Annotated in this window: 27 protein-coding genes; 16 read left to right on the top strand and 11 right to left on the bottom strand. The window is 65.3% G+C overall.

The genetic code is table 11. The annotated features are described in order from the left end of the window. Window positions 1-42: 42 nt before the first annotated feature. Entirely contained in the window at window positions 43-1,104 is a 1,062-nt protein-coding gene (locus tag ABD050_RS27135) for an AraC family transcriptional regulator (protein ID WP_343892702.1), read from the bottom strand. Window positions 1,105-1,250: 146 nt separating this feature from the next. Between ABD050_RS27135 and ABD050_RS27130 the strand changes: the two genes are divergently transcribed. Genes ABD050_RS27130 through ABD050_RS27120 form a run of 3 tightly spaced genes read left to right on the top strand, consistent with a single transcriptional unit; the run spans window position 1,251 to window position 3,207 of the window. Then, a complete protein-coding gene (locus ABD050_RS27130) occupies window positions 1,251-1,787 on the top strand; it encodes a nuclear transport factor 2 family protein (RefSeq protein WP_343892701.1) in 537 nt (178 codons plus the stop codon). Next, window positions 1,784-2,656 (top strand): SDR family NAD(P)-dependent oxidoreductase, encoded by an 873-nt coding sequence (locus ABD050_RS27125; RefSeq protein WP_343892700.1) that lies wholly within the window; start codon window positions 1,784-1,786, stop codon window positions 2,654-2,656. Before ABD050_RS27130 ends, ABD050_RS27125 begins: the two co-directional genes overlap by 4 nt. After that, complete coding sequence (locus tag ABD050_RS27120) at window positions 2,653-3,207, top strand: nuclear transport factor 2 family protein (protein WP_343892699.1); 555 nt, start codon at window positions 2,653-2,655, stop codon at window positions 3,205-3,207. The genes ABD050_RS27125 and ABD050_RS27120 overlap by 4 nt, the downstream gene beginning before the upstream one ends. Window positions 3,208-3,287: 80 nt before the next feature. Here ABD050_RS27120 and ABD050_RS27115 read toward each other — a convergent pair whose 3' ends face one another. The 3 genes from ABD050_RS27115 to ABD050_RS27105 all read right to left on the bottom strand — a co-directional run bounded on the left by ABD050_RS27115 (window position 3,288) and on the right by ABD050_RS27105 (window position 5,869). After that, window positions 3,288-3,839, bottom strand: a complete 552-nt coding sequence (locus ABD050_RS27115) for a methylated-DNA--[protein]-cysteine S-methyltransferase (protein ID WP_343892698.1) — start codon at window positions 3,837-3,839, stop codon at window positions 3,288-3,290. A gap of 61 nt (window positions 3,840-3,900) precedes the next feature. After that, entirely contained in the window at window positions 3,901-4,545 is a 645-nt protein-coding gene (locus ABD050_RS27110) for a DedA family protein (protein WP_343892697.1), read from the bottom strand. 28 nt (window positions 4,546-4,573) lie between these two features. After that, the gene (locus tag ABD050_RS27105; protein ID WP_343892696.1) at window positions 4,574-5,869 is read right to left on the bottom strand and encodes a glycoside hydrolase family 130 protein; all 1,296 of its coding nucleotides are present in this window, start codon (window positions 5,867-5,869) and stop codon (window positions 4,574-4,576) included. Between the two features lie 186 nt (window positions 5,870-6,055). Here ABD050_RS27105 and ABD050_RS27100 point away from each other — a divergent pair, with 186 nt between their 5' ends. The 4 genes from ABD050_RS27100 to ABD050_RS27085 all read left to right on the top strand — a co-directional run bounded on the left by ABD050_RS27100 (window position 6,056) and on the right by ABD050_RS27085 (window position 7,675). After that, window positions 6,056-6,496 carry a GNAT family acetyltransferase gene (locus tag ABD050_RS27100; RefSeq protein WP_343892695.1) on the top strand — a complete coding sequence of 147 codons (441 nt, stop codon included), beginning with the start codon at window positions 6,056-6,058 and terminating at the stop codon, window positions 6,494-6,496. Between the two features lie 3 nt (window positions 6,497-6,499). After that, window positions 6,500-6,853: an arsenate reductase gene (locus ABD050_RS27095; protein WP_343892694.1), complete on the top strand. Its 354-nt coding sequence runs from the start codon at window positions 6,500-6,502 to the stop codon at window positions 6,851-6,853. Window positions 6,854-6,863: 10 nt separating this feature from the next. Continuing rightward, complete coding sequence (locus ABD050_RS27090) at window positions 6,864-7,145, top strand: DUF427 domain-containing protein (protein WP_343892693.1); 282 nt, start codon at window positions 6,864-6,866, stop codon at window positions 7,143-7,145. Window positions 7,146-7,237: 92 nt separating this feature from the next. Then, window positions 7,238-7,675, top strand: coding sequence for a hypothetical protein (locus tag ABD050_RS27085; RefSeq protein WP_343892692.1), 438 nt, complete (start codon window positions 7,238-7,240; stop codon window positions 7,673-7,675). 15 nt (window positions 7,676-7,690) lie between these two features. Here ABD050_RS27085 and ABD050_RS27080 read toward each other — a convergent pair whose 3' ends face one another. Genes ABD050_RS27080 through ABD050_RS27070 form a run of 3 tightly spaced genes read right to left on the bottom strand, consistent with a single transcriptional unit; the run spans window position 7,691 to window position 8,856 of the window. Further along, entirely contained in the window at window positions 7,691-7,903 is a 213-nt protein-coding gene (locus ABD050_RS27080) for a helix-turn-helix transcriptional regulator (protein WP_343892691.1), read from the bottom strand. Beyond that, a complete protein-coding gene (locus tag ABD050_RS27075; RefSeq protein WP_343892690.1) occupies window positions 7,896-8,366 on the bottom strand; it encodes a DUF2178 domain-containing protein in 471 nt (156 codons plus the stop codon). Before ABD050_RS27075 ends, ABD050_RS27080 begins: the two co-directional genes overlap by 8 nt. A 1-nt stretch (window position 8,367) precedes the next feature. Then, the gene (locus ABD050_RS27070; protein WP_343892689.1) at window positions 8,368-8,856 is read right to left on the bottom strand and encodes a hypothetical protein; all 489 of its coding nucleotides are present in this window, start codon (window positions 8,854-8,856) and stop codon (window positions 8,368-8,370) included. Between the two features lie 111 nt (window positions 8,857-8,967). Here ABD050_RS27070 and panB point away from each other — a divergent pair, with 111 nt between their 5' ends. The 5 genes from panB (at window position 8,968) to ABD050_RS27045 (ending at window position 13,958) form a co-directional block, all read left to right on the top strand. Further along, window positions 8,968-9,828, top strand: coding sequence for a 3-methyl-2-oxobutanoate hydroxymethyltransferase (gene panB / locus ABD050_RS27065; protein ID WP_343892688.1), 861 nt, complete (start codon window positions 8,968-8,970; stop codon window positions 9,826-9,828). A gap of 57 nt (window positions 9,829-9,885) precedes the next feature. Beyond that, window positions 9,886-10,599: a tetratricopeptide repeat protein gene (locus ABD050_RS27060; RefSeq protein ID WP_343892687.1), complete on the top strand. Its 714-nt coding sequence runs from the start codon at window positions 9,886-9,888 to the stop codon at window positions 10,597-10,599. Beyond that, the gene (locus tag ABD050_RS27055; RefSeq protein WP_343892686.1) at window positions 10,596-11,921 is read left to right on the top strand and encodes an outer membrane protein assembly factor BamB family protein; all 1,326 of its coding nucleotides are present in this window, start codon (window positions 10,596-10,598) and stop codon (window positions 11,919-11,921) included. Before ABD050_RS27060 ends, ABD050_RS27055 begins: the two co-directional genes overlap by 4 nt. An 85-nt stretch (window positions 11,922-12,006) precedes the next feature. Continuing rightward, a complete protein-coding gene (der, locus tag ABD050_RS27050; protein WP_343892685.1) occupies window positions 12,007-13,389 on the top strand; it encodes a ribosome biogenesis GTPase Der in 1,383 nt (460 codons plus the stop codon). Window positions 13,390-13,544: 155 nt separating this feature from the next. Beyond that, entirely contained in the window at window positions 13,545-13,958 is a 414-nt protein-coding gene (locus tag ABD050_RS27045) for an Hpt domain-containing protein (RefSeq protein WP_343892684.1), read from the top strand. A gap of 19 nt (window positions 13,959-13,977) precedes the next feature. Here the strand turns inward: ABD050_RS27045 and ABD050_RS27040 are convergent, their stop codons facing one another. Then, window positions 13,978-16,269: a coiled-coil domain-containing protein gene (locus ABD050_RS27040; protein WP_343892683.1), complete on the bottom strand. Its 2,292-nt coding sequence runs from the start codon at window positions 16,267-16,269 to the stop codon at window positions 13,978-13,980. A gap of 81 nt (window positions 16,270-16,350) precedes the next feature. On the opposite strand from ABD050_RS27040, the gene ABD050_RS27035 reads away from it, so the two are divergent. The 4 genes from ABD050_RS27035 (at window position 16,351) to ABD050_RS27020 (ending at window position 20,409) form a co-directional block, all read left to right on the top strand. Next, window positions 16,351-16,644, top strand: coding sequence for an Hpt domain-containing protein (locus tag ABD050_RS27035; protein WP_343892682.1), 294 nt, complete (start codon window positions 16,351-16,353; stop codon window positions 16,642-16,644). A 68-nt stretch (window positions 16,645-16,712) separates the two neighbouring features. Beyond that, complete coding sequence (locus tag ABD050_RS27030; protein WP_343892681.1) at window positions 16,713-17,876, top strand: hypothetical protein; 1,164 nt, start codon at window positions 16,713-16,715, stop codon at window positions 17,874-17,876. Window positions 17,877-17,932: 56 nt separating this feature from the next. Then, window positions 17,933-19,024: a DUF2336 domain-containing protein gene (locus ABD050_RS27025; RefSeq protein WP_343892680.1), complete on the top strand. Its 1,092-nt coding sequence runs from the start codon at window positions 17,933-17,935 to the stop codon at window positions 19,022-19,024. Continuing rightward, window positions 19,021-20,409: an ATP-binding protein gene (locus ABD050_RS27020; RefSeq protein WP_343892679.1), complete on the top strand. Its 1,389-nt coding sequence runs from the start codon at window positions 19,021-19,023 to the stop codon at window positions 20,407-20,409. Before ABD050_RS27025 ends, ABD050_RS27020 begins: the two co-directional genes overlap by 4 nt. Window positions 20,410-20,454: 45 nt before the next feature. Here the strand turns inward: ABD050_RS27020 and ABD050_RS27015 are convergent, their stop codons facing one another. The 3 genes from ABD050_RS27015 to gltX are packed head-to-tail and all read right to left on the bottom strand — an operon-like array spanning window position 20,455 to window position 23,391. Beyond that, entirely contained in the window at window positions 20,455-20,631 is a 177-nt protein-coding gene (locus tag ABD050_RS27015) for a hypothetical protein (RefSeq protein ID WP_343892678.1), read from the bottom strand. A gap of 5 nt (window positions 20,632-20,636) precedes the next feature. Further along, window positions 20,637-21,923, bottom strand: coding sequence for a citrate synthase (locus tag ABD050_RS27010; RefSeq protein WP_343892677.1), 1,287 nt, complete (start codon window positions 21,921-21,923; stop codon window positions 20,637-20,639). Window positions 21,924-21,945: 22 nt separating this feature from the next. Next, entirely contained in the window at window positions 21,946-23,391 is a 1,446-nt protein-coding gene (gltX, locus tag ABD050_RS27005; protein ID WP_343892676.1) for a glutamate--tRNA ligase, read from the bottom strand.

The raw sequence follows: 23,391 nt of genomic DNA, 5'->3' as shown, positions 1-23,391 counted from the left end.
TGCGGCCGGGATCGATGCCGGACTTGACCGATTTCGACAAAGTCAGCCGCGGCGAAGCGCAGCCGCTCTCAGATCAGTCGGCGAAACGGCGAACCATTTATGGCAGCTGCGCGTCATCACCGATTGCTCGGCAAAGCCCAGCCTCTCGGAGATTTCGGCAAAGGCCAGCCCGGTCTGCTGGAGATAATAGAGCATGATATCCGCGCGGACCTCGTCCTTGATCCGCTGGAACGACGTACCCTCTGCCTTGAGCCGGCGATGCATGGTGCGCGCATGCAGGTTGAGCTCGCTTGCGACCCGCTCATTGGTGCACAGGCCGCTTCCCAGGAATCTCATCACCAGGCCTCGCGCCTCGGCGTGAAGCGGTGGGCGGTGCCGGGTGAAGTGCGCATCGATAAAGGCGATGGCCGATTGATAGGCCGAGGCATCCGACGCCACGATCGGGCAGGCAAGGTCTCTCGCCGAATAGACCACGCCATCCTCATTCTGGCCGAAGCGTATTTCGCAGCCGAAATAGCGGCGATAGGTTTTGAGCGGCGAGACCGGCTGGTGGCGGAAATGAACCCTGCGCACGCGGCCATGGCCGCCGGTCATTTCCATTGCGGCGAGATGGCCGTCGAGCAGAAGCTGCTCGATCGCCTGGCTCCGGTTCGGCATCTGGCTGAGCAGGATATCATGACCGACGAAGACGCTGTCGTCCTCGGGCGACCGTTTGAGCCAGATCCTGGCGGCAAGGCTGTGCGCATAGCTGTGCTTGCTGACGTAATCGAGCGCGTCGCCGAAGGTCAGCGAGTTTCGCATGACCTGGCCGAGCGGACCGAACATCGCGCCGCGGCTCTGCAATTTCGCGAGGCGCATGCCGAAATCGCGGCATTCGAGCTCGGTCGCCGCGAGATCGATCAGGCCGACCATCTGCCGATAGGTCGCGTTCACGCTGCCGTCGGCAATCGCGCCGGGGTCGATCCCGGCCTGCTGAAAAAGCCGTGCCGGATCGCCGCCCAGCTCCTCGACCAGATCGGGAAAGAAGCGCAGCAGGCGGGCATGCACCACGTCGAAGATATCGGCGCTCTCGGCAATCCGCTCCGGTGCGACACTGCGCCCCACATTCATCTCCAGGCACTGGCTGCGCTTTTCGCAAGGCGCGCATTTGTCCGAATTAGTCAAGCGATGCCGAGCCGGCGGGCGATAACGTCCCGGCGAGAAGCGCGCATCGGGACTCACCCGATCCCCTGACCCAGGAGAGAGCTGAGATGGACGCCACGGCCGACGATCTGCGAGCGATGCTCGATCGCGACAGGATCCGCGACTGCCTCGTGCGCCTCGCCCGCGGTGAGGATCGCCGTGACGCAGTGACGATCAGCGCCAGCCTCTGGCCGGATTCGATCACTGACTATGGCGTCTTCAAGGGAAGCTTCGATGCGTATCTCGCCTGGGTGGTGCCCGGCGCCGACGCGATCACCAATACGCAGCATGTGCTGGGGCAGAGCTTCATCGATCTCGACGGCGACAGCGCGAAGGTCGAGACTCAGGTGATCTCCTACCACCGTGTCGACATGGGCGAAGGGGAGCGCGACACCTGTATCGGTGGCCGCTACCTCGACCGGATGGAAAAGCGCGACGGTGTCTGGCGCATTGCCGAGCGGATGATGCTCTATGACTGGTTCCAGGACTGGGGCGCGGCGATCGACTGGTCGCACGGCGTGATGGGCATGGGCTTCAGCGGGCCGCATTTCTCCGGCCGCTCGGTCGGGGATCATAGCGAGACTTTCTTCGGGAAGGGGCGATGACGGGGTCGCTCAGCGGCAAGGTTGCGGTGGTCACCGGCGCAAGTCGCGGGATCGGCAAAGGCATCGCGCTTGCGCTCGCCGCGGAGGGCGCGACGGTTTACGTTACCGGGCGTACGGTGATGCAGGATAGCTACCCACTGCCCGGGACGGTCGGGGAGACAGCCGAGCAATGCACGAGCCGCGGCGGTCAGGGGATCGCCGTCGCGGTCGACCATGCCGATGATGCGCAGGTCGCCGCGTTGTTCGAGCAGGTGCGGCGCGAGCAGGGGTGGCTCGACATCCTGGTCAACAACGCCTTCGCGCTGCCCGAGGACCTGACCGAGCCGCAACCCTTTTGGGAGAAGCCGCTCTCCAATCTCGACATGTTCGAGGTCGGGGTGCGTTCCAACTTCGTTGCGGCATGGCACGCGGCGCAGATCATGGCGCCGCAGAAATCCGGCCTGATCGTCGCCATCTCGGGCTATGTCGGCGTCACCTACACCTATGGGGTCGTGTTCGGCACCTGCAAATCGGCGGTCGACCGGATGGCGCGCGACATGGCGGTCGAGCTGCAACCGTACAATGTCGCCTCGCTGTCGCTGTGGCAGGGGCTTACCTTTACCGAGCGGGCCAATCGCAACATCGCGCTCAATCCGGCGATGCAGGCGAGCATCGTCACCAACCCGCTGATCGGCTGCTCGCCCGAACATCCCGGCCGGGTGATCGCTGCGCTCGCCGCCGATCCCGAGATCATGAAGCGATCGGGAGGCACCTTCATCACCGCCGAGGCGGCGCAGGATTATGGCATCACTGATGTGGACGGGAAGGTCATCCCCAGTCTGCGCGACCAGCGCGGATCGCCGATCTGGCGCCCGATAGGGGAGGCATGACGATGGCCCCCGAGCGCCTTGCCCGCCTCGAGCGCCTGGCCGATCGCCAGGACGTGGTCGATTGTCTCACGCGCTTCAGCCGGGGCATGGACCGCCTCGATCGCGACATCTTCCTCTCCGCCTTTCATCCGGACGCCATCATCGCGGCGGGCCCCTTTGTCGGGAGTCCGCCTGATTGCTTCGACTGGGCGGCGCCGATGCACGAGGCGGGGCAGGTGGCCACGCACCATAATTTGCTCAACATCACCTGCGAGATCGAGGGCGATACGGCGCATAGCGAGACCTATTACCTGTTCGTCGGGCGCAATCGCGACGACAGCAACTGGATCGCGGGCGGCCGCTATATCGACCGGCTCGAGCGCCGCGACGGGGAGTGGCGCATCGCGTTCAGGACCAATGCGATCGAATGGTCGGGCATTGTGCCGACCATGGCGCTCCCTTTCGCCGATGTGCCGGACATTCATGGCAATGGCGCGCCGGCACGGAGCAAGGACGATCCCTCCTACCGCCGTCCGCTGGTCAATCTGCGCGATCTGGTCACCCCCGGCTGATGACGAGCGGCGATACGGGATTTCCGGGGAAGAAGAAGGAGTTGGGCGAATGCCTTGTCGCCAGATTCACCGCACTGCGCCTAAAAGGCGAACCCGGCCTGAGCCGGTGCGGGCGGGGTCAGGTCGACCCCCTCGATCGCGAGCATCTTCGCCTTGGAGTCCGAGCCTCCCGGGGCGGAGAAGCCGCCGATCCTGCCGCCCGCGGCGAGGACACGGTGGCAGGGGATGATAAGCGGGATGGGGTTGGCCGCCATCGCCTGGCCGACATCGCGCGCTCCTTCAGGCCCCTCGCCGAGCGCCCTGGCGACAGCGCCATAGGTCGTCGTCTCGCCCCAGCCGAGCGCCCTGACGATTTCGTAGATCTTCGCGAAAAGGGGCGTTTGCGCACCGAGATCGAGGCGCGCCGCCGAGAAATCGACCTGCTCGCCGTCGAAATAGCGGCGTGCGGCGTCAATGGTGCCGGCAACGTCCTCAGGCGGCTCGCCCGGCACGGCGTCCGGGAGCCGCCTGAGGATGGCGCGTTCAGCTGCCGCGGCGGAGCGTTCGGGCAGGCGAAAGCTGGTAATGCCGGCCGCGTTCCAGGCGATCGCGGCGAAGCCGCTTGCTGTCTCGATGACCTGATATCCGTGCACGAAATAGCTCCTCGCGCGGCCTGTGCCTGTCGCAGGGACATCGTCGGTTATGGCGGGTTTTTCAATGCCCGTTGCCCCAGGAAGCGTCTGCCTGCGGCCCGGCGGCCAACCCCGCTGCCGCCGATCTTGCGACGCACGTGTCGCCATAGCGATGGTGGATCCACCGCACCGTCTGGGCCACGGCGAACAGAAGCGCGATGACGATCGTCGCGATCGGCAGAATATGCCCGAGGGACACGGAGTCGCCGACCAGCCGTTCGATGCCGCCGCCAAAGGCATAGCCGATCCCGGTGAACAGGATTCCCCAGAAAAAGGCTGAAAGCGCGTTGAGCGCCAGGAAGGTCCGCGTCCGCACATGCGATGTGCCGATCGCCATCGGGCTCACGGTGCGCAGGCCGTAGAGGAAGCGGAAGCCGATGATGAACAGGGTAGGGTGCCGCTCGAAGATCGCGATCGCCTTGGCGAAGGCCGGTTTGCTTTCGACCTTGCGGACGCGCGGATGCTCGCGGAAATAGCGTCCGGCGGCGAAGAAGAGCTGGTCGGCGGCGAACGATCCAGTCGATGCCGCCGCTATCGCCGCCCATAGAGGCAGCAAATGGCGGTGCGCGAGGACGCCTCCGGCGACCACCGATGTCTCGCCTTCGACGCCGGCGCCGACGAAGATCGCGGCAACCCCGTAATGGACAATAAGGGCCTCGATCGTCATCGCAGGCGCCTCTCAGGCCCCAATTCTCTCACGCCATCGCCGCCAGCAGGTCGTCAAGCGCGACACTCGCAAAGGTCGTGAAGCTGTCGGCGACGCCATAAGGCAGCAACAGCCGCCGATCATGGACCAGCGCGCCGCAGCTATAGACGACATTGGGCACATAGCCGTCGCGTTCCTTCGGGCTCGGATGGACAAGCGGCAGCATCATCCGCTTGATCAGTTTGGAGGGATCGTCCTTGTCGAGCAGGCAGGCGCCGATGCAATAGTTGCGGACGGTGCCGACACCGTGGGTGATGACAAGCCAGCCCTCCTCGATCTCGATCGGCGATCCGCAATTGCCCATCTGGACGAACTCCCAGAACCATTTGGGCCTGATGATCCTGGTGCCGCCCTCCCAGGTGTAGAGATCGTCGGAGAAGAGCAGCCAGACATTCTCATTGTCCTGCCGGCTGAGCATCGCATAGCGCCCGCCGATCCGCCGGGGAAACAGCGCCATGCCCTTTGCGGCCGCGGCCGAGCCACGCAGGGGGCGCATTTCGAAGGTCCGGAAATCGGTGGCGCGCAACAATTCAGACCGGGCGACCGAACCGCTATAGGCCGTGTAGGTGCCGAGATAGTGGATGCTGCCGTCATCCTCGACAAAGCGGACCAGGCGGAGATCCTCGATCCCCTGGCGCTGGCTCGCCGTCACGGGGAACAGCACCGATTCCGACACGTCCTTTGCGCCCGGGCAGTGGATCCGGGTGACAGCCTCGTCGCCTTCGCCCTCGACTGCCTCGATCCGCGGCGAGACGACGATGTTGCTTGGCGGTTCGATGATGATCTGGTCGTCGGCGGCCCAGGTGCCGCGGCGAAAGGTCACTGAGGAAACATGTCCCTCGCCGATCCCGCGCAGCGACATGGCGAAACGGATTGTCCCCTCCGGCAAGCCCGACTGGTTGGAATGAAGGACAATGCTCGGATTGAACAAGGCGGCCGATTCGAAGGAATATTCCTCGCTGAAATAGGCGCCGATCAGCAGCGCATGGTCGCGGCTGACGGCTGCCCGGTCGATCGTCAGCCCCTGGACGTCGGCGAAACGGCGCATGAGCACGTCCTCGACATCGCGGTGGCGTTCGCTGAGCGACCTCACGACCCGCTCGAGCTCGAAGTCGAGCTCGTCCTTTTCGAGCGAGAAGATGCGATCAACGATCCGTTGCGCCCGGCTGTGATCCTTGACGGCGAAGGGGGCGGGGTCTTCGAGATCGAAGGGCCTGATCACCGTGCGGGCCGGGTCCGGCCGCAGGATGAGCGGCGAGTGAGTCATGATATCGGTCCCGGGCATTCACGATTCTCCTGATTTGCGGTCGTCTCCGTCCCGCGGACTCGATAGCGATGTAGCGCCTTTGCCCCCGAAAACGCACGGCGAAGTGCAAACCGCCGGCCGGCCGCCTGGATCCACTCCGGGACGAAATCCCTGAACGATTCCGATCAGGCTTGCGCCGCGCCGCCCGCTCGGCGACAGCGCGCCATGGCTGACGCGGGAGAAAAAATGGGGATCATGCTGCGCGAAGCGGACCTCGCCGACGCGCCAGCGGTCATTGCCTTGTGGGAAGCGGCCGGGCTGACTCGCCCGTGGAATGACCCCGCGCTCGATTTCGACCGTGCGCTCGGCGCGGCGGATGCCGCCGTGCTGATTCTCGAGACGGGGGGCTCCGTGGCGGGGAGCGTGATGGTCGGCTATGACGGCCATCGCGGCTGGGTCTATTATCTCGCGGTCGCGCCGGCGCATCAACGGGCAGGCCATGGACGCGCGTTGATGGATGCAGCTGAAGCCTGGCTCCGCCGGCGCGGCGCCCCCAAGATCCAGCTCATGGTTCGCGAGGATAATGCAGAGGCGCTCGGCTTTTACGAAGCGCTGGGGCTCGAGCGGCAAAAGGTCGTGACGCTCGGCCGGTTTTTTAAGGACTAGACGATGGCGACGACGCTTCACGGCATCAGGAATTGCGATACGATGAAAAAGGCCTGGACGTGGCTCGATGCGCACGGCGTGGCCTATGATTTCCACGACTATAAAAAGGCCGGGATCGACGAGGCGACGCTCAGGCGCTGGGCTGGAATCGTGGGATGGGAAGTTTTGCTCAACCGCGCCGGCACCACCTTCCGCGCGCTGCCCGACAGCGACAAGACCGGCCTCGACGAGGACAAGGCGATCGCGCTGATGCTGGCCAACCCGTCGATGATCAAGCGCCCGGTGCTCGAATCCGGCGGCACGCTTCTGGTGGGGTTCAAGCCCGATGCCTATCTTGCGGCAGGGTTGACCAAATAAGGATGTGATCATGCCGACTGCACGCTGGAATGGAGCCGTCATTGCTGAATCGGACGACACGGTAGTCGTCGAGGGCAATCATTATTTCCCGCCGGAAAGCGTGAACGAGGTGCTGTTCGAGGCAAGCGATTCGCATACGACCTGCCCGTGGAAAGGCGTTGCGAGCTACAAGAGCCTGCTGGTCGACGGGAAGCGCAACCCCGATGCCGCCTGGTATTATCCCGATCCCAAGCCGGCCGCGGCCGAGATCAAGGGGCGCTATGCCTTCTGGAAAGGCGTGACGGTCGAATAGGGCGGTGTGATCGAGGGTAGCTCAGCCCGGCGATTGCCATTCCGTAACGGAAGGAGCAGCTTTCCCGCCTCGAAACCGAGGGGAGAGCCATCATGGCCTATGGAGCGCAAAAGCCGCCCGCATGGTATTACATCGTCGCTGTATTGCTGACCGTCTGGGACGCGATCGGGTGCTATTTCTGCTATATGCAGTTCAAGCTCGGCGCTGAGGCAATGGGGCCCGCAACGGCTTACGACCGCGCGCTCTATGCGAGCATGCCGGGCTGGTACAATGTTTGTTACGCGCTCGCCGTCGGCGGCGCGACGCTCGGCGGCATCTGCCTGCTCGTGCGATCGGCCTGGGCGAAACCCGTCTTCCTCGTCTCGCTGGTCGCGATCGTCGTCCAGTTCGGCTATCTGTTCGCGACGACAGACATCATCGCGCACAAGGGCTTCGCCATGGTGGTGCCGTTCCCGGCCTTCATCGTCGCGGTCGCTGTCTTCGCTTTGTGGTTCGCCGGCTTCGCCAAACGCAAGGGCTGGATCACCTGAACCTTGTGGGGGGCATCAACCCTCCCACTGGAACACTTCGTCGAGCGTTTTGCCGAACACCTGGGCGATCCGGAACGCAGCCTCGAGCGTGGGTGAATATTTCCCCGCCTCGATCGCGGCGATCGTCTGTCGAGTCATGCCGATACGGGCACCGAGATCCGCCTGGGTCATCTCGCCGGCCAGGAAGCGCAACGTGCGGATATTGTTGACGATCCGGGTGCTAGCCATGCCAGCCTCGGCGATAAGCGGCGATGGCGGCGCCGTACCGCACGATCTCCGCGGCCACGAGCCAGAACAGGGCAGCGTTGGTGATCGCCCGGCCGTGATCGGTGAACGGCATGACGATGCCGACAAGGGTCATCCCGACCATCAGCACCCAATAGGCGATCGCGGTCGATCGGGCGGCGATCGCCCGGTCGCGCTCATCGGCAGGAAACCGCGCATCGGCGGGGGACTGAGCCCTGACCACGAGCATCGCGAGGCCGAGAATCAGCAGTCGCACCGCGGATGCGGTAGCGAAGAAGGCAAGCAGTGTCAGCGTATCGTGCGGCTCGCCGCTGCGGGGCGCCACCGTCACCGCGATGAAATAGCCGCTATAGGCAATCACCATCGCCGCAACGGCAATCCAGGCGGTTTTCTCGCGGAACGGCATGCTCATGGACAGGCCGGCACCTGAACTGTTCGCCCTCATCTCAGCTCCCCCGGCGATAGAGAAAGAGCTGAGTTGCCGAACGCACCAGCTCGGCGATCACCAGCGACAGCAACAACGCGTTGCTGATCACGATCGGCGCCAGGCTTCCCGGCCTGCCGCCGAGCCAGGCCGGTGCGGTCGCCATGGTCATCGGCGCGACAACCGTCAGCGTCGCGATCAGCACGCTGAGCGTGACGAAGGCGGCGCGATAGGCAAGCAGCGCGAATTCGCGGTCGCGGTCGTCAGCCGGCGCCTGCGCATCGGCCGGCGAGGAAATCGCCAGCGCGATCGCAGCCACTACCTGCACGACAACCAGCGCGACCACCGCGAACAGGAATTTGCCGATTTCGCCACCGACATTGAACGACGGCGCCTCCAGCGCCCGCACGAACCCAAGGAAATACCACCCCCAGATCACGACCGTCGCAGCGGCCGATGCCCAGAGCATCTTTTCACGGAACGCCATTTCCACCTCCGACGTCAGCTTCATGCAACATCATGTAAAAAATATATAACATAGAGTCAATTTTTATCTACATGACCTTAGCCCGGATGCTCTCCAGCGCTGGCGCGGGGCGCGCTGCGGCGCTAACAGCACCCCATGTCAACGACCTACACGATCGACACCTCGACCAGCCGGGCGAACCCAACGCCGGCGCCGATGAAGCGGCTGACGATCCCCGCGATTCGCAAGGCGAAGGGCGGCACGCCGCTCGTGATGCTGACTGCGTACACAGTCAGGACCGCGCAGCTGCTCGATCCGCATTGCGACATCCTCCTGGTCGGGGACAGCCTCGGCCAGGTCATCTACGGACTTCCCTCGACCGTGCCGGTGACGCTCGACATGATGGCGGCGCACGGCGCCGCGGTGGTGCGCGGCAGCTATCATTCGGTGGTCGTGATCGACATGCCGTTCGGCAGCTATGAGGCATCGCCGGAAAAGGCGTTCGAAAACGCGGCGTGGATACTGAAGCAGACCGGTGCGGCGGCGGTGAAGATGGAAGGCGGCGAGGCGATGGCGCCGACGGTCCGCTTCCTGTCCGAACGCGGCATCCCGGTGATGGGCCATGTCGGGCTCACCCCCCAGGCGGTGAATATCCTGGGCGGTTATGGCGCGCGCGGCCGCAGCAAGGTCGAGGCTGACAAGATCGTCGCCGACGCCGTGGCGGTGGCCGAGGCCGGCGCCTTCGCGATCGTCGTCGAAGGCGTGGTCGAGCCGATCGCGATCGAGATCACGCAGAAGGTGGTTTGCCCGACGATCGGCATCGGCGCCTCCGCCGAATGCGACGGCCAGGTGCTGGTCGCGGAGGACATGCTCGGGATGTTCGAGCGCACGCCGCGCTTCGTGAAGCGTTTCGACGATCTCGCCGGCCGTATTTCCGCCGCGGTTGAGACCTATGCCGCTGACGTCCGATCACGCCGTTTTCCGGGGTCCGAGCAGACCTACGCGCCCAAGGATTGATCCCTTCCGTTTGCCCGCGACCATCGCTAAGGTCCGCGCCTTTCCCGCCTTGCCCCGATGGAGCACCAATTGGCCGTTACGCCGAATACCGACGAAGCATTCCTGCGGGAGGTCGATGAGGAACTCCGCCGCGACCAGCTTGCCTCGATCTGGACTCGCTATGGCCGCTGGCTGCTGGCGGCGATCGTGCTTGCGCTCGCCATCTTCGGCGGCGTGCTTTACTGGCGTTATCACCAGACCGAGGTCGCCGGCGAACAGGGCGAGAAGCTCCAGCTGGTCTATGACGATCTGGTCGCGCAGAATCTCACCGCGGCCAAGGCGCCGCTCGATGCGCTCGCTGCCTCGAAGATCGCCGGCTACCGCGCCATGGCGCGATTCACCCAGGCGGACCTGCTTCTCCAGAAGAATGACCTGAAGGGTGCCGCCGCGAAGTTCAGCGAGATCGCCGGTGATGCGTCGCTCGGCCAGCCTTTCCGTGACCTGGCCCTGATCAGGCAGACATCCGCTGAATTCGATACGCTCAAGCCCCAGGTCGTTGTCGACCGGCTGCGCCCCCTGGCGGTGCAGGGCGGGGCCTGGTTCGGCAGCGCCGGCGAGCTGGTCGGCGCCGCCTATCTGCGAATGAACAAGCCCGATCGGGCAGCGGGAATCTTCGGCCAGATGGCGCGCGACGAGACGGTGCCTGAATCAATCCGTCAACGTGTGGTCAAGATCGCTGAAACCCTGGGCGCCCAAGCCCCCGATCACCCTGAGGAAAAGAAAGCGCAATGATGTACAAGAACCGGGTGTCGCTCGCGATCGCGGCGCTCCTCGCGCTGAGCGCTTGCGGTGTTTTCAAGGGCGGCCACAAAAAGACCCCGACATTGGGCGATCGCGTGCCGATCCTGGTTTCCGAGAGCGAGGTGACGTCGGACAAGTCGCTTGCCGATGTGCAGGTGCTGCTGCCGCCGCCAACCGCGAATGACAGCTGGGCTCAGCCCGGCGGGAGCGCCTCCAAATCAAACGGCCAGCTTGCGCTTGGCAGCACGCTGTCGCGAAGCTGGAGCGCCCAGATCAATGGCGGATCGAACCGCCAGCGCCTCGCCGCTTCACCGGTTATCGCTGACGGCAAGCTGTTCGCGATGGACGTCGATGCGACCGTCCATGCCTTTGCGTCGGACAGCGGCAACAAGCTCTGGTCGACCACGATCGCCAAGGACAGCAAGAAGACGCGCAGCGCCCGCTTCGGCGGCGGCGTGAGCTATGATGACGGCAAGGTCTATGCCGCTGACGGGCTTGGCGATGTGGTGGCCCTGAACGCCACGACCGGTGCCGAGCTCTGGCGCGCCAAGCCGGGCGGCCCGTTGCGCGGCGCGCCGTCGATCTCGGATGGCAATCTCTATGTCCTGAGCCAGGACAACCAGCTGTTCGCGCTGTCGGAGACTGACGGCTCGGTGGTCTGGACTCAGTCAGGTTCGCTCGAAACCCAGGGCGTGTTCGGCGTTGCGGCGCCGGCGGCAAGCCAGGGGACGATCGTCGCCGGCTTCTCCTCAGGCGAGCTCAACGCCTATCGCTATGAAAATGGCCGGACTCTCTGGCAGGATGCGCTGTCGCGCTCGAGCATCTCGACCTCGGTTTCGTCCCTCGCCGATATCGACGCCGATCCGGTGATCGATCGCGGCCTGGTGTTCGCGGTCGGGCAGGGCGGCCGTACCGTCGCGCTCGAGATCGTCTCGGGCACGCGCATCTGGGAACAGAATTTCGCCGGCATTTCCACCCCCTGGGTCGCCGGCGAATGGCTGTTTCTCGTGACCGACGATGCCCGCCTGGTCTGCCTTGCCCGCGCGACCGGCAAGGTGCGCTGGATCCAGCAGCTCCGCCATTACAAGAACGAGAAGAGCCACAAGAACCCGATCACCTGGTTCGGACCGGTGCTGGCGGGCAACCGGCTCATGCTGACCAACTCGCGCGGTGAGATCACCTCCGCCTCGCCCGAGACGGGCGAAGTGGGCACCGTGATCAACGCCAGCAAGGCGTTCACCCTGCCGCCGGTCGTTGCCAATTCGACCCTCTATGTGCTCGATCAGAAGGGCCGGATCTCGGCCTGGCGCTGAGCTCGGCCCGAAGCCCGGTTGGCCTCTTTGTCACCCCGCCGCGACGGCGGGGTGACGAAAGGGCGCAAGCGCGGTAAGGCGCGCCATGTCCAATCTCCCCGTGGTCGCGATTATCGGCCGGCCGAACGTCGGCAAATCGACCCTGTTCAACCGCCTTGTCGGCAAGAAACTCGCGCTGGTCGATGATCGACCCGGTGTGACTCGCGATCGCCGCGAGGGCGATGCGTCGCTCGTCGGCCTGGAATTCCGGGTGATCGATACCGCCGGCTATGAAGATGAGGACGCCGCTTCGCTGCCCGGCCGGATGCGTGCGCAGACCGAAGCGGCGGTCGCCCAGGCGGATGTCGCCTTGTTCATGATCGACGCGCGGGTCGGGCTCGTCCCGCTCGACGAAGAGATTGCACGGTGGCTGCGCGGTTCGAAGACGCCGGTGATCCTCGTCGCCAACAAGGCCGAGGGCAAGGCGGGCGAATCGGGCATTCTCGAATCGCTGTCGCTCGGTTTCGGCGATCCGGTCGCGCTCTCCGCCGAGCATGGCGAGGGGCTTGTCGAGCTGTTCGAGGCGCTGCTCCCGCATATCGAGCATGAGGATGATGGCGAAGCGCCGGTCGATGAGAATGTCGACGAGGACGGCTACAACCCGGACGCACCGCTGAAGCTCGCGATCATCGGGCGCCCCAATGCCGGCAAATCGACCTTGATCAACCGGATGCTCGGCGAGGAGCGGCTGATTACCGGCCCCGAGGCGGGCATCACCCGCGATTCGATTGCGGTCGACTGGACCTGGCAAGACCCTGACGGCGAGCGCCGCGCGGTTCGGCTGATCGATACCGCCGGCATGCGCAAGCGCGCCAATGTGCAGGACAAGCTCGAGAAATTGTCAGTCGCCGATGCGCTCCACGCGATCGACTTCGCCGAGGTCGTCGTGCTGCTGCTCGACGCGACGCGCGGGCTCGAATCGCAGGATCTGCGCATCGCCGATGCCGCTCTTCAGGAGGGGCGGGCGCTGATCGTCGCGATCAACAAATGGGATGTGGCCGAGAACGCCAGCTCGCTGTTCAACGGCATCCGCACGGCGCTTGAAGACGGGCTGAGCCAGATCAAGGGAATGCCGGTACTCACCGTTTCAGCGGCGACGGGGAAGGGGATCGATACCTTGCTCAAGGTCGCGTTCGAAACGCGCGAGGCGTGGTCGCGCCGGATCGGCACCGGCGAGCTCAACCGCTGGTTCGAAAAGGCGATCGAGGCCAATCCGCCGCCCGCACCCGGCGGCAAGCGGATCAAGCTACGCTATCTGACCCAGGCAAAGACGCGGCCGCCGGGCTTCGTGCTGTTCGGGACTCGCGTCGACCAGTTGCCGACCAGCTATCAGCGCTATCTGATCAACGGCATCAGGCGCGATCTCGGTTTCGGTGCGGTGCCGGTTCGCCTGACCCTGCGCGCCCCGAAAAATCCTTTCGATCGGTGAGCCACCATCTGAAGCGGAGAGCATATTTCAAGCCGCTTCAATGTGTTGAGAGGTATGCAACGAAGCGATCAGCACCCGGTCGTCAACCCATCCTTTACTCTCCCAAGCTATGAGCTGGACTATCCTCGCGGTCTTTAGCAGCCCGGAGGGGGGAGATGTCAGTGTCAGTTGAGGATCGCAGTCTGGTCGACTGGACCGTGTTCACCCGGGCTCGTAGCGAGCTTGGTGCCGGTTTCGTTCGCATCCTCGGCTATTTCCGCGAAGACGGAGTCAAGTCGGTCGCCCAGATCGTGGCCGCGATGCGTGCGCTGAATGCGGCCGCCATGGTGCTTCCCGCGCATACGCTGAAGGGTGAGGCCCGCCAGTTCGGTGCCGAGCCGCTCGGCGCGCTCGCCGAGGTCATCGAGTCGATCGCACGCGGCTGCGTCGAGACGCGCGACACCCCTGAGGAGGCCCTCGAGCATGTCGTCGCACTTGGCCCGTTGTTCGAGAGCACACTGGCGATCCTCGAGCGCGAAGCAAACCCGCTGGTCGAGCGTCGGCCCACCTTCGGCCGCCGCGTCGGCTGATATACCGGGGAATAGCGTCCTAGGTGCGCAGCCGCTCGATTGCCTGGGCGAGCGCGACATAGAGCTTGCCCATATCCGAGGACAGCAAGGTTACGCCGAGCGTCGATCCATCGCGTTGCGCGAGGATTGCGCGCAGCATCGCCTCGAAATCATGGATGTAGCGATTGACCTGCTCGCGGAAGGCGGGATCGTCGTCATAGAGCCGCACGATCTCGCGCGCCTCGCCCGAATCGAGCAGCCGCACCGCGCGACGCGTGAAGGCGCCGCGATCGCCCTTCAGATAGGCCGACCATGCACTGTCCGATACTTCGGTCGAGAGCGACTTGGCGATGTCGATCGAGGCTGAGTTGAGCGATTCGATCAGCAGCGACACGCGCCGCGAGAAAGTGTCCTTGTCGGAATTCTCGCGTTCGGCTCGCGCTTCCTCGATGCGGCTTTCGACGATTGCGGTCGTATCGGCGATCGCGAACATCTGGCGCGTCAGGCGCTCAGACGCGCGCGACGCAGCCTCGGCAGCTGCTTCACCTGCTTCGACCAGCAAGGCGATCTGGTGCTCGACGGCCCTGGAAGAAGCGCGCTGCATCGCCTCGGCGCTCGCCGTTTCGAGCGCGTGGGCAGCCTCGGGGATGACAGCGGCCAGGGTTTCGCGGGCGCGGTCGGCCGTCGCGCTCGCCGTGTCGCGGACCCGGAGCAGGGCATCGACGAGGCGCGGCGCGGCTTCGTCCGAAAAGCGGTGGGTGCGGCCGATCGTTTCCTCGACCGCCTCGCCCAGTGCGTCAGCCTTGGTGCGGCTGCTGTTGAGCGTCTCGAGCAGCTTGCCCGAAAGCTTGTCGAGAGAGGCGCGCTGGGCCGAAATGACCTGAGCGATCGCCTCGACTGCGTCATGCGTGCTCTCGGCAGCGGTGACGAGGGCGAGGAGCTCGGGCTTGACCTCGCCCACCAGGTTGCGGCTGTCGGCGATCCGCGCGTCGAGCCGTGCGAGCGCCCCGGGCAAGGTCTCGTCGATTTCGCGAGATGCTGCGTCGAGCGCGGTCAGCAGCCTTTCAGTGCTGGCGATCGCAGCGGTGGCCATCACATCGCCTGCCCTCAGCGACTCGGTCATCGCATCGGCGGATCCGCCGAGCGCGCTGATCGAGGTGGTGAGGGCTTCGGTGCGATCCACGCCTTGTGCGTGAAGTGCGTCGAGCCGGCCGGAGACTCGGGCAATCCCGCCGTCGAGCTCAGTGATGATCGTTTCGCCGGCGGCGCGCTGCTCGTCGAGTCGCGCGGCGATTCGGTCGATGATCTCCTCGATCGAGGTGATTCGGGCGGCAAGCGCCTCGGCGCTGTCACGGCCCGCTCGATCGAGAGCGGCCTGGTTGGTGCCCAGCATGGCAAGCATCGCCTCGCCCTGGGCGGCAATGCCCTTGCGCGCTTCGTCGACCGCCTCGGCGGTGCGATCGAGCAGCGCGTCGACCGCTGACGACATTTCGCCCGTCACTGACTCGAGGCGGGCACCCGCGGTCTCGCTGGTCGATTCCATCCGGGTAATATGTGCGGCGAGCTTTTGCGCCGCGCCGCTGGCGACGGCGTCCGCGTCGCGACCGCGTTCGGCGAGCGCGACGAGTTGCGCGTCGAGCGCGCTGACATGTTCGCCCGCCGTCATGCCGGTCTGCTCGAGCAGCTTGGCCATCTCGGCGGTTTCGTCATGCGCCTTCGGCAAGGTGGCAAGCAGGATATTCAGGCTTGTCTGCGCCCGGGTTGCCGCCGCGGCGAGGGTTTGGGCACGCTGGTCGGCGATCCCTACCTGATGCGTGATGTCGGTGCCCACCTGTGCGAGTTTGGTAACGGCATGGTCACCAACCTTCATCAGTGCGCTGGTCTGCTCCGCAAGTCTTTGCCGGTTGAGGTCGATCTCATGCGACAGAACGGCGACCGTCCGCTCCAGGCTCGCCGCTTCGGCGCGCATGGCCCGCGCGGTCTTGCCGAAACGCCGCGCCTCGGCAGTGCTGGTGCGCAGGCCGAGCAGGAGCAGGATACAGATCAGGGCGGGTGGAACGCAAAGCGCGGCGATGAAACCTGTCAGCGCGACAGGCTCGATTGCGGGTAGCGTCGGCCAGGCGAGCCAGACCATTGCCGCGACCCAGCCGAGCGACAGGATGATCGCAGCGGTCGGAACGATCCACCGGCCCCCGGATTGCGGTATGTCCTCGTCGGCATCCGCAATTTCGGGTTGTTCGACGGCGATGGGCTCAGGCGTAGCGGCACACTCCTTGGGCTCGGCGGGGCCGCTACCCGCTCGTAAATCCAGGATACGCGAACTCCCGCTCATGCCAGCTGTTTACCATTATTTATGTGTTCGGGAAGCGAATAGCGAAACCTTGTCTTAAGTGCTCCCCTGTAAAAATGCGACATGGCCTATGATCCCGGTGCAATCGATGCGACTCTGGCGGCGGCGGTGGGCGATGAGCCCCAGCTGATCGCTGAACTGCGTGAGGCGTTTCTTGACGGCGTGCACCGGGGGCTGGACGGCCTCGAGCGTGCGCGCGACGCACAGGAGTGGCGCGTCTCGGCGCTGCGACTCAAGGGCCTGGCGGCGAGTTTCGGCGCGATCCGGCTGATGGCGATCGCTACCGAAGCGGCAGAAGCCGAGCTGCGGAATATCGACGTGCTGCGCAAGCTTCGCCGGGCAGTCGAGCGGCTCTGAAGAGCGCCATCAACTCGACCCCCAACCCATCCTTTGCCATTGGCGGTTCGACCGCCTAACAGCCCAGCATGCTGGCGGGGTTGATTTTCGCGACGGAGGATGCCGACGATCGCTCGGGAGTCCTTGCGGCGACTCTGCCGTTTGGCGGGCTGACGCTGATCGAGTTCCAGGCGCGGCTGCTGGTCGCGGCCGGCGCGGCGCAGATCGTCCTCGTTATTGCCCGCCTCACCCCGGAGCTTCTCGGCGCGATCAATCGGATCGGTCGGCGCGGCGTTTCAGTGGACGCGGTCCGCACCGCCGGTGAGGCAGCTGAAAAGCTGCATCCGCTGTCGCGTGTGCTGGTCGTCGCCGACGGCCTGATGACGACTAACGAAGTGATGACCTCGATGCTCGGGATGGCCGGCGACGTTTTGCTGGTCACCGGCGCCGGCGATGGCCCCAACCGATTCGAGCGGGTTGGGGCGCAGACTGTCTGGGCCGGCCTCGCCCTGCTCGATCCCAAGCGAATCGCGGAAGTCGCGACCATGCCGAAGGATTATGATTTCCAGTCGACGCTGCTGCGCGTTGCGGCGCAGGCGAGCGCCGAACAGTTGTGGCTACCTGCCGCCGCTTCCGCCGAGGGGCATGGCATTGAACGCGATTCGCAGCGGCTGGCGGAAAAGGGCAAGGCGATCCTCGCCGCGCTCGTCCCGAAGCCGGCGCCCTGGGCCGACCGGTTCGTGCTCGCGCCGCTCGCGCGCCTCGCGCTGCCGCTCCTGATTGCCCGAAGCGTGCCGAGCGGCGGGGTCGGCGCGGCGGCCGCGACGCTTGGGCTGGCGGGATTCGCGGCGCTTTATCTCGGCTGGCCGATCTCCGGGCTGTTGCTGGCGATCGTCGCGATGATCGGCTTCTCGCTCGGGGGAACCGTCGCGTCGCTCCGCGACGAGGCAATTCAGGTCCGGATCCAGCACGGCGGCATACTGGCGACGCCGATTTTCGCGGTGATGCTGCTCGGCCACGGCTCGGCGGCGGGCTGGATCGCGGCGGTTTCAGCGATCATCGCGGCTGCGCTTGCCGAGCGTGCCGGCAGCCCGCCGGCGCGGCGTCGTTGGTGGGCGAGCCCGCTGGCCTATCCGATCGTCATGCTGCCCCTTCTCGCCTGGGGCCAGTCGCTGGTCGCGCTGATTGCCGCGGGGCTTTATGCGGTGGCGACATTGAGCGCGGCCATTGAGACGTTTCGCGAAAAGCCTTAGGCTCGTCTTAACGACAAATCCCTAAGCCGAGGCGCATGTCGAGCAATGACGGCGACATGGATGATGGCACCCACAGGGGGGTCAGCCAGCTGCTCGCTCGCGCGGCGGCCGCGGATCTGCGCGCCGATCACAGGCTTGTCGTTGCGATCGACGATTTCTTTCTCGCTGACGAAGCGCGACTCGATGAGCGGACGCGTGCCGCGCTCGGCCGCACCCTCGCGGCGCTCGTCGGCGCAGTCGAAACTGCGGTTACCCGGCATGCCGCGCGCCTGCTCGCTACTCGCGACGCGCGCGAGCTCTCGGCTGCGCTCGATGCAGGCGGCGCCCCTGTTCTCGAGCGGCTGGTCTCAGCCGGGCTTGTTCGGGATGCCGAACTGATGCGTGAGCTGCTTGGACGCGTTCGCCAGGATATACTGGTCGGGGCTTTGCCGGTCGAGGCACCCGAGGACATCGACCGTGCCAGCATGCTCGCGCGCCTGATCCAGCATCCCGATACCGTGGTCAGTGCAGCGGCGATGGCGCTGATTGCCGCCGAGAGCCGCAGGCGAGGCGAAGCCGATGCGCCGCCGAGCCGGACCGATCTCCCTGCCGAGCTTCATCACCGGCTGGTCTGGTGGGTTGCCGCAGCCCTGCGGGAACGATTCGCCGCAACGGCCGGCGCGGCGCTGCCGGCGCTCGATCGCGCGCTTGTCGACGCCGCATTGCGCAGCGTTGCGGCGCATGATGAGAGCGATCGGCTCGAAGCTGCGGCAATGCGGCTGGCCGCCGCGCTCGACGCCCATGCCGACGAGCTTGCACCGTTGTTGGCGGAGGCGCTGGCTGATCATCGGCCGGCGTTGTTCATTGCCCTGATCGCGCACGCCATCGGGCTCGATCATGCCGATGCGCGCGAGATCGTGCTCGATCCCGACGGTGATCGGCTCTGGCTGGTGCTGCGCGCGCTCGAGATCGATCGAGCGTCGATCGCGCGAATCGGGCTTGCGCTGAGTGAAGCGGACCCTCGCCGCAACCTCGATATCTTTGCCGAGACGCTCGAGGATGTCGCCGCGACCCCGCCTGCCGAGGCGCGCGCCGCGCTGGCGCAGTTGCTGCTTCATCCCGATTATCGCGCTGCGATGCTCGCGCTCGGCCGCGGAGCGAATACATGAACGTGACTGACCCGATGCTGCCGCCGGTGCGCGGCCTGGTCGATCGCGGCGGCCGGCTCATCGATGCCGACCAGCGGCTTCACGATCTCAACGCGCGTGCGGGCGGCGGCATCGGCCAGCCGATCGCCATCCCGCAGATTGCGACGCTGACCCGGCTTGCACAGCGTCTCGGCATCCTGGTGTCGCGCGGCGTGGTCGCGGCCGATGGCGATGACGACGTGGAATTATGGGTCCGTGCCGAGCCCGGGATCGATGGCGTGCGCCTCACCATCACCGGCTGGCGCACCCGCGCCGCCTGGTATCCCGAGGCATCGCAGGGCGAGCGCGACAGTGATTTCCTGCGCAGCTCGGGCGACTGGACCTGGGAGAGCGACTCGGCGCTCCGGATCACGTTCCTGTCGATCAGCGCGGGTGCGAAATACGGGTTCGATGCAGGCTTGATGCTCGGCCAGCCGCTGACCAAGCTATTCTCGCTTGGCGAGGATCGCGAAGGCGCCTTCCCGATCCTCGGCGGAATCGCAATGCATCAGAGCTTTGACGACCAGCGCGCAACGCTCCGCCCGACGGGACGCGCCGTTCGCCTGTCGGCGACGCCGCGGACCGACGCGAGCGGCGCGTTCGCGGGCTTTATCGGCGCCGTGCACATGATCGACGATACGCCCTGGGGAGCGCAGGTGCAGCCAGACACGTCGCAGGAAGGTGTGTCTGAAGCTTTCGCCGTCCGCCTCGACCAGGCGCTGCGCACTCCGCTCGGCCGGATCATCGCCAATGCCGACAGCATCAACGCCCAGTCCGAAGGGCCGCTCCGCCAGGATTATGCCGATTACGCGGCCGATATCGCGAGTGCGGGCCGGCATCTGATGGGGCTGGTCGACGATCTCGTCGATCTCCAGTCAATCGAGCGGCCGGATTTCGTCGTGGCGAAGGAACCGGTCGATCTCGCCGATGTCGCGCGCCGGGCCGCCGGGCTGCTCGCGGTCCGCGCGTCGGAGGCGCAGGTACGGATCGACAAACCGGGCGTCGAGGACGTGCTGCCGGCGACCGGCGAGTTCCGCCGCGCGCTCCAGGTGCTGGTCAACCTCATCGGCAACGCAGTGCGCTATTCGCCGGCCGACGGCATGGTGTGGATCCGCTCCGAGCGCGAGGACGCCATGGCGGCGATCATCGTCGCCGATCAGGGCAAGGGCATCGCGCTCGAGGATCAGGAGCGCATCTTCGAGAAGTTCGAACGCGTCGATCCGCACGAGCCGGGTGGTAGCGGGCTTGGGCTGTATATCGCGCGGCGGCTGGCGCGGGCGATGGGCGGCGACGTGACGGTGGATAGCGCACCGGGGCAGGGCGCTCGGTTCGTGTTTACGCTGCCCTATGGAGATCCCTCTCCCTAAAGGGGAGAGAGCGTTGGGCCGCTCATGCCCCCATGGGGAGTAGGATTAGCGCCGCCCAATCCTGATCACCACGATCCCGACCACCGCGAGCAGCGTGCCCCACAGCGCCCAGATGCGCTGATCGAGCATGAAGCTCGATGCCGGCCAATGTATGTAGCCGGTTCCCTGGCCGATCCAGAGCAATCCCATCAGCAGCGCGAGCACGCCGATGATGGTGGTCACGGTTTTCACGAGCGCTTGTCCACGGGCACGTAATCGCGCTGAACCGGGCCGGTATAAAGCTGGCGCGGGCGGCCGATCTTCTGGGCGGGGTCCGAGATCATCTCGTTCCACTGCGCGACCCAGCCGACGGTGCGGGCGAGCGCGAACAGGGCGGTGAACATCGTCGTCGGGAAGCCGATCGCGGACAGGATCACGCCCGAATAGAAATCGACATTCGGGAACAGCTTCTTCTCGATGAAATAGGGATCGTTGAGCGCAAGCTCCTCGAGCCGGAGCGCCACGTCGAACACCGGATCGCTGACGCCGAGCGCGCTGAGCACCTCGCGCACGGTTTCCTGCATCACCGTCGCACGAGGATCGTAATTCTTGTAGACGCGATGGCCGAAGCCCATCAGGCGGAACGGGTCGTTCTTGTCCTTCGCCCGATCGATATAATGCGGGATGCGATCGACCGTGCCGATCTCGCGCAGCATGTTGAGGGCAGCCTCATTGGCGCCACCATGCGCCGGGCCCCACAGGCAGGCAATGCCGGCCGCGATGCAGGCGAAGGGATTGGCGCCAGACGAGCCCGCCAGCCGGACGGTCGAGGTCGAGGCATTCTGCTCGTGATCGGCGTGGAGGATGAAGATCCGGTCCATCGCCTTTTCGACGATCGGGTTCACCTCATATTCCTCGGCCGGCACGCCGAACGTCATGCGCAGGAAGTTGCCGGTGTAGCTGAGGTCGTTCTTCGGGTAGAGGAAGGGCTGACCGATCGAATATTTATAGGCCATCGCCGCAATCGTCGGCATCTTGGCGATCAGCCGGTGGCTCGCGACCATGCGCTGGTGCGGATCGGTGATGTCAGCTGAATCATGATAGAAGGCCGAAAGTGCGCCGACCACGCCGCACATGATCGCCATCGGGTGCGCATCGCGCCGGAAGCCGCGATAGAAGGTCGCGAGCTGCTCGTGCAGCATCGTATGGCGGGTGATGGTGTAAGTGAAATGATCAAGCTCGCTCCTGTCCGGCAGCTCGCCGTTCAGCAGGAGGTAGGAGACCTCCATGAAGCTCGATTCCTTGGCCAGCTGCCCGATCGGATAGCCGCGGTGGAGCAGCACGCCTTCGTCGCCATCGATATAGGTGAGCGCTGATTCGCAGCTCGCGGTCGAGGTGAAGCCTGGGTCATAGGTAAACATGCCGGTATCGGCATAGAGCTTGCGGATATCGATGACCTCAGGCCCGACGCTGCCGGCCAGCACGGCATAATCGTGATTCCCGATATTGATCCGGGGCGTCGCGGCGTCGCTCATCAATATGTCCTTTCTCGAACTCTCAGGCGATCATCCGGTCGGCGATGCGTCCCAGGCTTTCGTCGCGCCCGAGCAGCTCGAGCACATCGAAAATCCCGGGCGAAGTCTTGCGCCCGGTCAGCGCTGCCCGCAACGGTTGCGCGACCTGGCCAAGCTTCACTCCTGCATCGTCCGCTACCCGGCGAACCGCATCTTCGAGCGCCTCTGCATCCCAGTTGCCAACCGCGTCAAGGGCAGCGTGCAGGCGCCCGAGCAGCGCCGGCGCGTCACCCGAGAGCAACGATGCTGCATCGCCGTCCATTTCCAGTGGGCGAGTGCGAAAAAGAAAGGCCGCTCCGGACACAAGATCGTTGAGATTCGCGGCGCGGGGCTTCAGCGATTCCATGCTGCGCTGAAGCATTTCACGTTGCTGTGCCGTTAGTTCGAAACCGAGTCGCGGGGCGACCAGATCAGCCAGACGCGCATTGTCGGCGCTCCGGATATAATGGCCGTTCAGGTTCTCCAATTTCTTCAAATCGAACCTGGATGGTGATTTTCCGACATCAGCGAGGTCGAACCAGGCGGTCGCCTGCTCGCGGCTGATGATCTCGTCATCGCCATGCCCCCAGCCAAGCCGGAGCAGGTAATTGCTCAGTGCCTCGGGCAGGATGCCAAGCTCGTCGCGATAATATTCGACACCGACCGCACCGTGGCGTTTGGAAAGCTTGCCACCGTCATGGCCATGAATCATCGGCACATGAGCGTAGATTGGCTCGGGCCACCCCATCGCCCTGATGATGGGCAGCTGGCGGAACGCGTTGTTGAGGTGATCGTCGCCGCGGATGACGTGAGTCACGCCCATGTCGTGATCGTCCACCACCACTGCGAGCATATAGGTCGGCGTGCCGTCCGAGCGGAGCAGGACGAGATCGTCGAGCTCGGCATTCTGGACGGTGATGCTGCCCTGGACCCGATCCTCGATCGTGGTCGCGCCTTCCTTCGGCGCCTTGAGCCTGACGACGAAGGGCGCGCCCTCGGGCGCCTCGGCGGGGTCGCGATCGCGCCAGCGCCCGTCATAGCGCATCGGCTTGCCGGCCGCCTTCTGGCTTTCGCGCAGGGCCGTCAGTTCCTCGGGCGTCGCGTAGCAGCGATAGGCATTGCCCTGTTCGACCATCTGATAGGCGACCTCGGCGTGGCGCCTGGCACGCTCGAACTGGAAGACGGCCTCGCCGTCCCAATCGAGGCCGAGCCACTGCATCGAGCTCAGGATCGCGTCGATTGCGGGCTGGGTCGACCGCGCACGGTCGGTATCCTCGATTCGCAGCAGGAACTTGCCGCCATGATGGCGCGCGAACAGCCAGTTGAACAAGGCGGTGCGCGCACCGCCGATGTGCAGATAGCCCGTTGGCGACGGCGCGAAGCGCGTCACCACTGCGGGCGTGTCGGGCGTGCCGGTATCGGCCGCCGCGGTTTCAGACCTTGCGCCCAA

Source organism: Sphingomonas oligophenolica, from assembly GCF_039522915.1.
Taxonomy (GTDB): domain Bacteria; phylum Pseudomonadota; class Alphaproteobacteria; order Sphingomonadales; family Sphingomonadaceae; genus Sphingomonas; species Sphingomonas oligophenolica.
Note: the sequence above shows the minus strand (reverse complement) of the source record. Positions and strands in the feature narration are given on the sequence as shown.